This is a genomic window from Bartonella sp. B41 (assembly GCF_053795765.1).
The window spans coordinates 400,955-413,859 of the sequence record NZ_CP200037.1 but is presented as its reverse complement, the minus strand read 5'-3'; the positions used below and the strand labels follow the sequence as shown (position 1 = coordinate 413,859).

11 protein-coding genes are annotated in these 12,905 nt (G+C 37.2%); 3 read left to right on the top strand and 8 right to left on the bottom strand.

What is annotated here, in order from left to right; all coding sequences use genetic code 11:
• Positions 1-67 precede the first annotated feature (67 nt).
• From acpS to rpoZ, 5 genes are all read right to left on the bottom strand, one after another.
• Complete coding sequence (gene acpS, locus V4P54_RS01665; protein ID WP_455477421.1) at positions 68-469, bottom strand: holo-ACP synthase; 402 nt, start codon at positions 467-469, stop codon at positions 68-70.
• Positions 466-1,068 (bottom strand): DUF2062 domain-containing protein, encoded by a 603-nt coding sequence (locus V4P54_RS01660; RefSeq protein ID WP_455477420.1) that lies wholly within the window; start codon positions 1,066-1,068, stop codon positions 466-468. The genes acpS and V4P54_RS01660 overlap by 4 nt, the downstream gene beginning before the upstream one ends.
• Positions 1,069-1,164: 96 nt before the next feature.
• Positions 1,165-1,743: an orotate phosphoribosyltransferase gene (gene pyrE, locus V4P54_RS01655; RefSeq protein WP_455477419.1), complete on the bottom strand. Its 579-nt coding sequence runs from the start codon at positions 1,741-1,743 to the stop codon at positions 1,165-1,167.
• Between the two features lie 17 nt (positions 1,744-1,760).
• A complete protein-coding gene (locus V4P54_RS01650; protein WP_455477418.1) occupies positions 1,761-3,989 on the bottom strand; it encodes a RelA/SpoT family protein in 2,229 nt (742 codons plus the stop codon).
• A gap of 134 nt (positions 3,990-4,123) precedes the next feature.
• Positions 4,124-4,522, bottom strand: a complete 399-nt coding sequence (rpoZ, locus tag V4P54_RS01645) for a DNA-directed RNA polymerase subunit omega (RefSeq protein ID WP_455477417.1) — start codon at positions 4,520-4,522, stop codon at positions 4,124-4,126.
• Between the two features lie 511 nt (positions 4,523-5,033).
• On the opposite strand from rpoZ, the gene V4P54_RS01640 reads away from it, so the two are divergent.
• Positions 5,034-5,702 (top strand): uracil-DNA glycosylase, encoded by a 669-nt coding sequence (locus V4P54_RS01640; protein WP_455477653.1) that lies wholly within the window; start codon positions 5,034-5,036, stop codon positions 5,700-5,702.
• Between the two features lie 53 nt (positions 5,703-5,755).
• Here V4P54_RS01640 and smpB read toward each other — a convergent pair whose 3' ends face one another.
• Together smpB and dapA are read right to left on the bottom strand one after the other, a co-directional pair.
• Positions 5,756-6,232, bottom strand: coding sequence for an SsrA-binding protein SmpB (gene smpB, locus V4P54_RS01635; protein WP_455477416.1), 477 nt, complete (start codon positions 6,230-6,232; stop codon positions 5,756-5,758).
• Between the two features lie 13 nt (positions 6,233-6,245).
• Complete coding sequence (gene dapA, locus V4P54_RS01630) at positions 6,246-7,136, bottom strand: 4-hydroxy-tetrahydrodipicolinate synthase (protein ID WP_455477415.1); 891 nt, start codon at positions 7,134-7,136, stop codon at positions 6,246-6,248.
• Between the two features lie 231 nt (positions 7,137-7,367).
• On the opposite strand from dapA, the gene V4P54_RS01625 reads away from it, so the two are divergent.
• Positions 7,368-9,485: a lytic transglycosylase domain-containing protein gene (locus V4P54_RS01625; RefSeq protein WP_455477414.1), complete on the top strand. Its 2,118-nt coding sequence runs from the start codon at positions 7,368-7,370 to the stop codon at positions 9,483-9,485.
• An 85-nt stretch (positions 9,486-9,570) separates the two neighbouring features.
• Here the strand turns inward: V4P54_RS01625 and V4P54_RS01620 are convergent, their stop codons facing one another.
• Positions 9,571-10,353 (bottom strand): TonB family protein, encoded by a 783-nt coding sequence (locus V4P54_RS01620; RefSeq protein ID WP_455477413.1) that lies wholly within the window; start codon positions 10,351-10,353, stop codon positions 9,571-9,573.
• Positions 10,354-10,581: 228 nt separating this feature from the next.
• Here V4P54_RS01620 and V4P54_RS01615 point away from each other — a divergent pair, with 228 nt between their 5' ends.
• Positions 10,582-12,762, top strand: coding sequence for a TonB-dependent hemoglobin/transferrin/lactoferrin family receptor (locus V4P54_RS01615; protein ID WP_455477412.1), 2,181 nt, complete (start codon positions 10,582-10,584; stop codon positions 12,760-12,762).
• Positions 12,763-12,905 lie beyond the last annotated feature (143 nt).

Below are 12,905 nucleotides of genomic sequence, written 5' to 3'. Positions count from 1 at the left end.
ATCATAAACACAATTTATCTTCTTCATCATATTGTTCGAACATCAAAAGAACAATATCTACCTGCATCTATCCCCTTGAAACTGCTTCAATAATAACAAATGCCTGCGCCCAAGGAAAATCATCCGTTATGCTAAGATGAATAATAGCCTCATGGTGAGGAGGTGATAATTTTTGTAATTGTAATTGCGCACAATTAGTTAATTCTATGGTTGGCTTTCCAGATGGCAAATTTATCACTCCTATATCCTTCCACCTGATACCACAAGCAATTCCAGTTCCTAAGGCCTTAGCACACGCTTCTTTAGCAGCAAACCTTTTTGCATAAAAAGAGTTTTTTTTAAAAGAGTTTTCAGATTTGCTCCTCTCAGCATCCGTAAAGATACGTTGAATAAAACGATTACCATAACGAGCCAATATCTTCTCGATACGTCTTATATCGATAAGGTCGCTTCCAAGACTAACTATCATATAATATTACCTGAGTTTTCTTGCCATGAGCATTTTTTTTTCATAATTTTCTGATATCGTTTTCGTTGAAAACGAGCTATAGCTCTGTAGACGCTTATGTAGGATAAGCTACCAAAAACAAAACCTAGAAGTATACCACCTAAAATCATCGGCCTCATAATCGAACTCCATGTGCCCTTAAAAAGCAAAGACATATTGGAGAGCGTTAAACCATCAAACAAAATGCGGATTTGAGAAAGAGAAATCTCATTCATATCGCTAAAGAGCGACAAACATAAATATCCTACCTTATAATCAGCCATTATGATCAAAAGAAATGTCAATGGATTAGAAAAAACAGTCCCAATTATCGCAGCAGCAAAATTACCACGCAAAATCCAAGAAAAAAATACTGCCAAGATAATATGCACTCCCAAAAGAGGAGAACATGCTAAAAAAATACCGATAGCAAAACCTAAAGCCACTTTATGCGGCGTTGCTGATATACGCAAAACACGCTTTCGCAGATAGCTAAATGAGCGAGAAAATGAACGACGTGGCCATAACCAAAGTCGAATACGCTTAATAAAATCTGTTGGTTCTCGACGGCGAAAAAGCATATGATTCTCAATATATGTCTTACGAAAAGAGGCAATTCTTATTGTTGCACCAAGTTCTTACACAAAAATAAAAAAATATAAAGACAGTAAGTATTTTTAAATATTTCGACTTCCTGGTTTGACTGCCGGAATCATAGCAAGCTCAGCGGGTAATGCATCACTAGAATAAGAGACTAGCTCGTACTCAGCAAGGGAAATTAACGGAACTCCAACATCAACCTTACCACCAGAACGATCAAAGATACATGCGCTTGCTAAAACGTCCGCTCCTACAGAAATTAAAGCTGAAACCGTCTCACGAATAGAAAGACCCGTTGTCACAATATCTTCGATGATAACAACACGAGCACCTTTATTGATATCAAAACGACGCAGCTGAAAAACACCATTAACACGTTCTACCCAAATAGAAGGAACACCAAGATGACGTGAAGTCTCATACGATGGAATAAGACCACCAATCGCAGGCCCAACAACATAATCAATTTTTTTATGAATACATCTTTTAATCTTTTCAGCTAATCCAACACATAATCTTTCTGTTAAATCTGCATGCATAAAAACCTTCGCCTTCTGCATATAAACAGCGCTATGACGACCTGATGTTAAAATAAAATGTCCTTCTAAAATAGCATCTGCTTGCTTAAAAATATCAATAACATCTTGTGTGTTCATTGCAAAATCTTTCGTTTTTATCCATGAACTCGGCGCACTGCGCTAACTGAATTTGCTTCTCTTAATTGAGAAAAAATACGATTCAAATGTTTTAAATCCCAAACTTCTAAATCGATCATAATTTCTGTGAAATCTGGTGCGGTACGGATAAAAGATAGATTTTGAATGTTGGCATCATTTGCAGAAATAACCTGAGTTGTTTCAGCCAAAGAACCAGGGCTATTAACGGCCAAAACATTAATCCGAGCGGGGAAACGTTCATTCATCTGAGTATCGATATCCCATCGCACATCAATCCATCGTTCTGGTTGATCATCATATGCCATCAAAGCCGAAGATTGTATTGGATAAATAATAATCCCTGCCCCTGGTTGCATAATGCCAACAATCCGATCCCCTGGGACAGCTCCTTCCGGAGAAAATCGTACTGGAATATCCCCACGTGTCCCCCGAATAGGCAATGCTCTGACCTGAGTGTTACTCTCCACTGTTTCACTTTTTTCATTTTCTGGAACTTTAAAAATCATACCCTGAGCATTTTCAATATTGAACCATCCCTCTTCTCCAGATTTAAAGGAAGATTTCTGTGTTATACGGTGATCCTGATAGTCAGGATAAACTGCTTTAATTACATCGGAAGAAGGCAACTCACCACGTCCAACAGCGGCCAATACATCTTCCACATCTTTGTGTGCCAAACGCGGTAAAACCTGCTTAAGTACATCCTTTGAGAACTGTTTTCCTACATATTCAAATGAACGCTCTAAAATACGATATCCTAAACCAGAATATTGCCTACGAACCGCTGCACGAGTTGCCCGGCGAATAGCTGAACGTGCCTTTCCCGTTACCACAAAAGCTTCCCACGCTGCTGGCGGGATTTGAGCTTGTGAACGTATAATATCAACCTCATCACCATTTTGTAATTTGGTCATTAGAGGCATAATGCGACCGTTGATTTTTACTCCCACACAGGAATCACCGATGTCGGTATGAACTGCATACGCAAAATCAATAGGTGTTGCACCTTGTGGAAACGCAATTAATCGACCTTTTGGAGTAAAACAGAAAACTTGATCTTGAAAAAGCTCAAGTTTTGTGTGTTCTAAAAATTCTTCTGGACTATCTCCATCTGACAAGGATTGAATTGTTTGACGTAACCATGCATAAGCATTTGTCTCACTTGACAATTTTGAATTCGAATAATTAGAACCATGATCTTTGTAAATAGAATGCGCAGCAACGCCATATTCCGCAATTTCATCCATAGCAGCAGTTCGAATCTGTAATTCAACGCGCTGCCTTGAAGGTCCAACAATCGTTGTATGAATGGAACGATAATCATTTTGCTTTGGAATAGAAATGTAATCTTTAAAACGACCAGGAACCATTGGCCACGTAGTGTGAATGACACCAAGAGAACGATAGCAGTCATTCACCGTTTCAACAATTACACGAAACCCATAAATATCAGATAATTGCTCAAAAGATAATGCCTTGCTTTCCATTTTACGGAATACTGAATAAGATTTTTTTTGACGGCTTTTAACATCAGCTTTAATACCATTCTCCAAAAAAAGTTTTGTCAATTCATTTTCGATTGTAGAAAGCAAATCGCGGTTTCGTTTCGATAATTCAGAAAGTCGATTGGTGATAGTATGATAACCTTCTGGATTCAAATAAAAAAAAGAGAGATCTTCTAATTCCTCGCGCATATCTTGCATACCCATACGCCCAGCAAGCGGCGCATAAATATCCATTGTCTCTTCAGCAATTCTTCTACGTTTATCATCACGCATAACACCAAGAGTACGCATATTATGAAGACGATCTGCAAGTTTTACCAAAAGAACACGAACATCGTCGGAAATAGCGATAAGAAGCTTACGGAGATTTTCTGCCTGTACAGCCTTCTTTGATACCAGATCAAGCTTATTAAGTTTTGTAAGCCCTTCAACTAGCTTGCCAATCTCAGAACCAAAAAGCTGGTCAATTTCTACCCGTGTAGCACTTGTATCTTCAATTGTATCATGTAACAGGGCAACAGCAATTGTTGCCTCATCTAACCGCATATCTGTCAAAATAGCAGCTACTTCCAAAGGATGAGAAAAATAGAGATCACCTGACGCGCGCTTCTGATGACCATGCTTTTGCATTGCGTAATCATAAGCTTTATTTAATAAATCCTCATCCACGTCAGACTTATATCGCCGAACGCGCTCCACAAGCTCACACTGACGCATCATAGATGCACATTCCCTATATTTTCACAGACACTCGCCCATTGAATATAAATATTTTCAGTGCCAAAGACGAGAAAAAAATCGCCACTACGTGACATCACGCTTCATTCCCACAGCAATGATACAAATTGAAACGGTTAATAATCATCACTTTTTTCAGGAACAACCAAACCTTCAATGCCTGCTAAAAGATCTTCTTCTGACATATAATCAAAAGAACACCCCTCTTCCTCCGATGAGGCACCAAAAACGCCATCAACTTCGCCGGAGTGAGAAATAAATTCTCCCGCCGATTCCGGCTCATCTACTTCCACATGCTTCTGCAACGAATGAATAAGATCCTCTTTTAAATCGGCAGAAGATAAAGTTTCCTCTGCTATTTCGCGCAACGCAATAACAGGATTTTTATCGTTATCACGATCAACCGTAATCTGCGCACCCTGTGAAATTTGGCGCGCTCTATGCCCAGCCAAAAGCACTAATTCAAAGCGATTATCAACTTTATCAATACAATCTTCTACCGTTACGCGGGCCATCTCTGCCCCTTTCTTAAAGATTCAAACATTCCATAATGGGTATAAAATATATACAACAATCAAAATAAAACACAAGAAAAACAACACAAAATTTAATATTTTTTTGCTAAAAGATCACTTTAAGAAAATTCTTGGGAAGGTTCCCAAAAGACATACAGCCTGTTCAAATAAACTGCGAGTATTATTATGAACAGAGAATCTAATGATATCAAGTTAGATAAAAAATATAATTTTTAATAAAATTACTCTCCTTAATTTTTTTTGACTTTTAAATTTTATAGACTATTAAAATTTATTGTTTTTTAAACAAAATTTAATACAGCACTAGCTTAATCGTAAAACTGTTATCAGCAACAGCAACACAAAAGTTTATCTTACAAGCTTACAAACAATGTATTATTCATTTTAAAATTTTTCTTATAAACAACTCGTTTATATTGATTATGAGATTGTTTATAATAGCATAATTGTAATGAGATTTTTTTATAAAGAGTGATTTATGTCTACCGATATGAATAATCAATTAATATCTCTTTGCCCAAAACCACCACAAGATTGTGATTTATGCCCTCGCTTACACAAATTTATCTCTGATTGGCGTATAAAAGAACCAGACTGGCATAATGCACCTGTAAGCCCATTTTTTCCCTACAAAGGCGCGATTACAACACGCCTTTTAATTGTAGGACTTGCTCCTGGATTACGTGGAGCAAACAGAACTGGGCGACCATTCACTGGCGATTACGCCGGACGATTACTTTATTCTACTTTAAAAAAATTTGGTTTTGCTCGAGGAACATTCGAAGAAAGGGCAAACGACAGTCTCGAACTAATTGATGCAGCAATTGTTAATTCAGTTCGTTGTGTTCCACCAGAGAATAAACCTACTGGCATCGAAATTAATACTTGTAGAAATTTTTTTTCACCCCTTTTAACAAACCTTCCTAAACTTAAAGCAGTTATTACCCTTGGTACTGTTGCTCATCATTCAACCATACGCGCCCTAAACGCAAAAATCTCAGCACACCCCTTTAGACATGGGGAAACGAGTAATATCGGAAGATTACGCATTTTTTCGAGTTATCATTGCTCACGATATAATACAAACACCGGACGACTGACAGATACTATGTTCCATAATATTTTTCATGCAGCTAGAATACATTTGGATCAATGCTGATTTTTTTTAACAAAGCCCTCATGTACAACCATGAAAAAATACAAAAAATCCTGTTATTTATGTCTTTTTAAAAGCCTTGCCTTTTCGCGCCCCCAATCGCGTTTTTTTTCCGTTTCACGCTTATCATGAAGCTTTTTCCCACGTGCAAGAGCTATCTCTAATTTGGCACGACCTCGTTCATTAAAATAAAGTTTAAGCGGAACAAGTGTCATCCCTTCACGAGAAACAGCATTACAAAAACGATTCATTTCTCTTTTTGAAATCAACAGCTTACGCAAACGACGTGGTTCATGATTAAAGCGATTCGCCTGAGTATATTCAGGAATATAGCTATTAATTAACCATAATTCTCCATTTTCAAAGCTAGCATAACTTTCAGAAATATTGGCAGAATTAGAACGTAAGGACTTCACCTCTGCTCCCTGTAAAACGAGACCAGCCTCAATATTATCGATAATTTCGAAATTAAAACGAGCTTTACGATTGTCAGCAATTATTTTTCGTACTGGTGCAGTCTTTTTTTTGTTCATGTTTGTGTCAAAATCACTTCAATCCACTGAGAAGACCTGCATGCTGTAAAGCGGTATCAATAATCTTCTTTGTTGGATCCGATAACGGAACAATTGGCGACCGAACAGTATCACAGCAAAGTCCTAACTTCGCAGCTGCATATTTAATACCTGCAGGATTTGGTTCAATAAATACTGCGCGGTTAAGAGGCATTAAACGATCATTTAATTCTAGTGCTTTTTTATAATCACCATGATGACAAGCTGAATGAAGTTCTGAACAAAGTTTTGGAGCAACATTGGATGAAACAGAAATACATCCTACCCCTCCATGTGCATTAAACCCCAATGCCGTGCAGTCATCACCAGAAAGTTGCACAAAACCTTTACCACATTTTTCACGTTGTTCACTAACACGCTCAATTTTGCTTGTCGCATCCTTTACACCAATAATGTTTTTAAAATCCTTACAAAGATCTCTCATAGTTTCCACAGACATATCGATAACAGAACGTCCAGGAATATTATAAATTATAATCGGGATAGAAATCGCATTCGCAACAGAAGAAAAATGCGTGTATAAACCACGCTGATTGGGCTTGTTGTAATAAGGGGTAACAACTAAAACTGCATCTGCACCTTTTTTTTCTGCATGTTGCGCAAGCTCTATAGCCTCGCTTGTATCGCTTGATCCCGCTCCAGCAACAACAGGAACACGTTTAGCAACTTGTTTAACACACAGTTCTATAACTTGTTTATGTTCTTCGCGGCTTAAAGTCGCCGACTCACCTGTTGTCCCGACAGCACTTACACCGTTGATACCTTGTGTAATTTGCCATTCAACAAAATTGCAAAATGCTTTCTCGTCAATAGCACCATTATTATCAAACGGGGTGATAAGTGCAGTCAAGGCTCCCTTGAGCATAATAAACTCCCTTGTAATATTAAATAACCTTTACGAATTGCCAACGAGAAAGCATAATCCCGCTCCATCATTGACGCAAGATGAATTTCATAGAAGCTAAAATCAATCTGTCTATTTTTTGATTCAGAATATTCCTATAGGATATCGGTCATACATTAACTCGTTTTTTATGCTTCTGTTTTATGAAAACTATAATTATTTACAAAAAGTGAGGTTGTAGGTCTTTTCTCTATGCACATATCCTTTTCTGTTTTTTTCATACAAAACTTTACTGTATTTATACTGGCCACAATAATTTCATTTTCAAGTACATATGCACAAACAACCCTTCAAAAAGAAAAATTACCAATCCCCTCGAAACGACCTAATTTCTTTACTATTACACGAGAAAAGCCTAAAAAGCTGTTACAAGAGATTCGTAATACAGCCCACAATCACCCTACTGCAATCAATGATACAACTTCACTTAATCAGCTTAAATATGGACTAGATGCACTCTCAAATAACAACGTTGTAAAAACAATTATCATTCGTAATGCAATAAAAAAAAATAATCTCGATCGTTGCATTTTAACATGGGCAATTGGTATATCAACTCAAACTAACATACCAAGTTCTGAAATACTTAATGCAATCAACGAACTCAAAGGATGGCCCGGAATAGCCATTATGGAGCAGAATGCCGAACGTGCTTTTGTTAACGAAACAAATTCAACACATGTAATCATAAAAAAGTTTTCTCATACTCCCCCTCTTACAGCACAAGGCATGTCTGCATTAACTAAATCACTTATTGCAACTGGACAAACCACCCGTGCTCAACAAATTGTTGCACCATGGTGGCATAAAACAAAGCTTAATACAAAAGAAGAAGAGCTTATTCTTAAAAATGCAAATACCTTGTTAAAACCTATCGACCATCTGAAACGTATGAAATTTATGCTTTATGCACATCGAATTAACTCAGCTGAACGTGTTGCAAAATTAGCTCACGCTCAATCTCTTTTTCATGCTTTTGTCGCTGTTGAAAAAAATGATCCAAGAGCCGCACAAAAATTACAAGCCGCAGAAAAATCATGGAAAAAAGATCCTCTCTTACAGTTTGCTAAAATTCGCCACCTTCGACGAAATAGAAAATACCATGCTGCAGCAACACTCATGATGCAGGCGCCAAAAGATGTGTTAAGTCTTATTAATCCTGATACATGGTGGATAGAACGACGTGCCCTTTCTCGTGAAATGCTAGATTTGAACAAACCTAACATTGCCTATCAAATTGTTTCAACCCACATTGGGATACTATCTTCACTGGCAGTCGATGCTGAATTTCATGCAGGATGGTATGCATTGCGTTTCCTTCATGATCCTAAATTGGCTATACACCATTTTTCACGTATTCCTCAATTATCATCCTCACCTCACTCAACATCCTGTGGATATTACTGGATGGGACGATCTGCAGAAGCAATTGGCGAACATGAAACCGCCAAAACTTACTTTCATCGTGCTGCCTACTTTAATGCAACTTATTATGGTCAGTTGGCAGCATCACGACTAAATAAGAAAAAACTCGAAATTCCCTTTCCTAAACCAACAACAATCGAAAGGAAACGTTTTAGCGCACGAAAAGCTATTAAAGCAATTCAACGACTTGAAACGATTGGCTATGCTAATCTCGCTAAAATTTTCTATAAGGAACTTAGTGAAAAAATAGAAAGCCCCGGTGAATTAACTCTCCTCGCTGTTATGGCAGAAAAAAATGGCGACTATCATACCAGCCTCAAAATAGGAAAAACTGCTGTTTTTCAAGGTAAAAATGTTGGTGCTCTTTCCCACCCTATCGGTGCTATTCCAACATCCGCCAATATTTCTCTAGCAGGACAAGCACTTGTCTATGCTATTGCACGCCAAGAAAGTGAATTTAACCAAATGGCTATATCAAAAGCAGGCGCACACGGCATACTGCAATTAATGCCCACAACAGCAAAAGCGCTTGCAAAAAAACATTCAATTGCATGGTCACAAAAAAAATTTCGTAATGATGTTAGTTATAACGCAACGTTAGGAGCCCATTTTTTAAGAGAACAGCTAGAACATTTTAATGGATCCTACATATTAACTCTCATTAGCTATAACGCAGGATCCCGCCGAGTCAATGAGTGGATAAACCGTTATGGTGATCCTCGAGGACAGCCTATTGATAAAGTCATCGACTGGATTGAACGCATCCCCTACACAGAAACACGCCACTACGTAATGCGCGTTATGGAAAATTATGAAATTTACAAAGCTAGGCTTATCGGAACAGCGGATATAAAAACAGATTTAATTTCTGGAAAATGGAAATAATATCGAAAATTCTTTTATTCTATTTTTTCATTTATAAATAACAACGTTATAACAAGAATAAAAAAATATGAAAATTATGTAATAATCAACTAAATATCAAAGAAACTCTAATAATTTTATTTACCTCTGACGGTGGTGGTGGTGGAAAAGTTCCAACGCGTTGGAGTACCTCCATAGCTAGTTTATCAAGTTCCTGATTACCTGTAGAGCGTACAATGCGGCTAGAAAAAATATTTCCCTGTTCACGCACTCTAAATTCTAATTGCGCTGTTCCTTTTGCTGCACCTGTGCGTTGTCCAACAGCATATTTTTTTTGCCTTTCCAATTGCTCCTGTATTTTTGCCAACCACTTCTCTGACAATGTACTCTCAAGCACTCCTGCATTCCAATTAGTCGCAGAGGAGGATGAGTGCATAACCTTCGCATTACTTCGCTTTGCTAGCGTTTTGGGTTTTGGTAACTGCTTCTTTACAAAGGATTTATCTTCCATATTTTGCGGAATAGGCTTTTCAAAAGGTTTTGACAAAACAAAACCGTTTTCTTCAGTATGCTGAGAATCTTTTTGTTGAATTTCTTCTGCTTGTTCCAATACCTCAAATTCTTGCTCTAAAGAATCAGGATTTGATGTTTCTGGAACTGTGTCAATATTCGATAAATTCATATCATTATCATTTAGAAAATCTTCATTAGAATTTAGATACACAGCCTCTTGTGTCAAAGTCAGCATAATTGTTGGAGAGAATGCACCTTTGCTTACGCCAATATTCTGAAAATAAAATTGCATTACTAACATTACATGCAGAAGTAAAGCGCAGATAAACGAACTAGCCCAAAGAATTAATAATCGCTCAGTATTAAAAAGATTCATAATTTCTTCCATCGCTATTTTAAGCTTATTTTTTGTGCTGAACCCCATTAAAACAGGGGATTTTTAAATTGCAACTTTTTTCTTGACTGATTTTGTCATGTTTAATATTGTCCCCATGTGATTTTGCGTTAGAGCTAAATCATGACTGCTTTGTTGGCTAATTTATGGTTGGCGAATTGGCATTTTTGGATGTACAATTTTAGGCCAAATAAAAGGTTGTGATGTATTATGCGAATAAACCCCCAAAATATCTATAAAAGATGTGTAGTTCTAAGTGCGTTGTCAGTTTGTATACCTTCGTTTGTCTTTGCACAAAATAATAATGGTGGTGTCGTAACAGAGCTTAAACCAATTGTCATTAAAGGAAAAAACTCTGTTTTGGATTCAAAAACCATTCTGACTAATCGTAAAACTGATAAAGATATTGATGAAAAACAAGTAAATGACGTTTATGATATTGTTCGTTTAGATCCATCCGTAACCTACAATCCCAAAAACGGCAGTTTTGTGATTCGTGGGTTAAGCGCGAATCGTGTCCTCACAACAGTTGATGGCATCGCTCTTCCATGGTTTGATGATATCGTGCGTGGAGAAGGTGGGAATACAACTTTTGGATTTGGTTCGCTTTCTAAATTAGATATTATTCAAGGGGCGGATTCAAGCCTTTATGGGTCTGGTGCTTTAGGTGGAACTGTTTCTCTGCGAACCCTTGATCCAGAAGATCTTATAACTCCAGAAAAAAATTGGGGAGGCCTTATAAAAGGTGGATATCATTCAGTTGATGATAGTTGGCGCGTAGATCAAGCTATTGCAGTACGTTCTCAACAGACATTTTTTCTCTTCCAAGGATCTCGTATGGAAGGTCATCAACGTCAAAATATGGGAACTGTTGAAGGGTATAGTGAGCGTACACGTAAAAATCCCGCTAATTATGATCAAAATAACTTGCTGTTTAAAGTTCATCAGCATTTTAATGATAATCACCGCCTTGGCTTTACAGCAGAGCGTTTCGGTTATAGCAAAGAAACTCATTCTTTGAATGCATCTTCACGTTATGCTCCTGGATCTGTTTATGATACCGATAATAAACATCGTGAACGCCTTTCTCTTTCCTATAACTATAAAAGTGATGGAGATTCTATTTTTGATGCGTTTCATGGGCAGATTTATTGGCAAAAACAGTTAAATAACCATATTTTAACTGGATATCGTATTAGTGCGCCAAAAGGAGACTACTTAAGAGATAATCTTCTGCGTGATATAAATTATGGTTTAAATGCTAATGTCCTTAAAGAAGTAGGTACAGATACCGTAAGTCATAAGTTAAAATTTGCTACAGATATTCGGTTTTCTAAATTTCATCATTATATGCTTGGTAAAGATAGTTGTCATTTGCCAGAGAGCGCACAAGGGTGTGCTTTTTTACCCGCCAATCGGTCAGAATCACCGGACACTAATAGTCAGAATTTTGGTTTTGTTTTCGAGGATGAAATTGGATTCTCTAATGGTCACTTTCGTGTAATTCCCGGAGCACGTTATGACTGGTACAAACATGTTCCTCAAAAAACAGCTTCTTACGATAAATCTTTAGGTTCTGATGCATATCCTCCAGAAAGAAGCGCTTCGCATTTTTCTCCCAAGTTACGAATGGAGTTGGATATTCGTGATAAATTAACTGTTTATGCTCAGTGGGCTCAAGCGTTTCGCGCACCGCGTGTTTCAGAACTATACCTTTCTTATATTAAGCCAGGACTTTACTACGTAAAGGGAAATTCAGATCTTAAGCCAGAAACAAGTAATGGATACGATCTTGGAATAAAATATGGAAATGCAAATTTTGGTAGTTCTATAAATGTTTTTAGTAATCAATATAAAAATTTCATAGATACTATAGATAAAGGAGCATCAGAAGAATTTAGGTTTTCACGTCGACATTATGTAAATCGTTCACGTGTACATATCTCAGGTGTCGAAGCAAAAGCACATTTGGCTTTTAGTAGGGGCTTCCGTAGTAATTTTGCCGTTTCTTATACACAAGGAAAAGATCTTGATAAAAATGTGTATCTTGAATCGATACCACCTTTAAAGGTAGTTGTTGGGATAGGGTATGCAGAAAAAACTTGGGGGGCGGATGTCATGCTTACTTCATCTGCTAAACGTGACAAAATTTCTAAAGGAGACGAGTATCAAAAAATTCCAGGATATAGCATTATTGATGTGTTAGGTTGGTGGAAGCCTTTCGGTGAAAAAGGACCCATTATGAGGGTTGGTGTTTATAATATTCTTAATAAAAAGTATTGGAATGTGTCAGATTTTCCCTCTAGTTCCTCTAAAAGTAAGTTATCCATGAGGGACTATTACAGCCAGCCTGGTCGTAATTTTAAGGTATCGTTTGTACAGAAATTTTAGTTGTTTTTATTAATAACGAGAGTGAGTTATGAGATCACGTAGATAGGATAATTTGTCGGTTTTCGTTATTTTGCTGTTTGTCGCTTTTAAATTTTTAAGGTGAGATTTTGATTGATGATGTAAGAGCATAAAGTGTGTTATGA

Excerpts from the sequence above, each read along its gene's own strand:
- V4P54_RS01625 (WP_455477414.1), top strand. The coding sequence starts at position 7,368 with ATGCACATATCCTTTTCTGTTTTTTTCATACAAAACTTTACTGTATTT.
- dapA (WP_455477415.1), bottom strand. The coding sequence starts at position 7,136 with ATGCTCAAGGGAGCCTTGACTGCACTTATCACCCCGTTTGATAATAAT.
- acpS (WP_455477421.1), bottom strand. The coding sequence starts at position 469 with ATGATAGTTAGTCTTGGAAGCGACCTTATCGATATAAGACGTATCGAG.
- V4P54_RS01620 (WP_455477413.1), bottom strand. The coding sequence starts at position 10,353 with ATGAATCTTTTTAATACTGAGCGATTATTAATTCTTTGGGCTAGTTCG.
- V4P54_RS01615 (WP_455477412.1), top strand. The coding sequence starts at position 10,582 with ATGCGAATAAACCCCCAAAATATCTATAAAAGATGTGTAGTTCTAAGT.
- pyrE (WP_455477419.1), bottom strand. The coding sequence starts at position 1,743 with ATGAACACACAAGATGTTATTGATATTTTTAAGCAAGCAGATGCTATT.
- V4P54_RS01660 (WP_455477420.1), bottom strand. The coding sequence starts at position 1,068 with ATGCTTTTTCGCCGTCGAGAACCAACAGATTTTATTAAGCGTATTCGA.
- V4P54_RS01650 (WP_455477418.1), bottom strand. The coding sequence starts at position 3,989 with ATGATGCGTCAGTGTGAGCTTGTGGAGCGCGTTCGGCGATATAAGTCT.
- rpoZ (WP_455477417.1), bottom strand. The coding sequence starts at position 4,522 with ATGGCCCGCGTAACGGTAGAAGATTGTATTGATAAAGTTGATAATCGC.
- smpB (WP_455477416.1), bottom strand. The coding sequence starts at position 6,232 with ATGAACAAAAAAAAGACTGCACCAGTACGAAAAATAATTGCTGACAAT.
- V4P54_RS01640 (WP_455477653.1), top strand. The coding sequence starts at position 5,034 with ATGAATAATCAATTAATATCTCTTTGCCCAAAACCACCACAAGATTGT.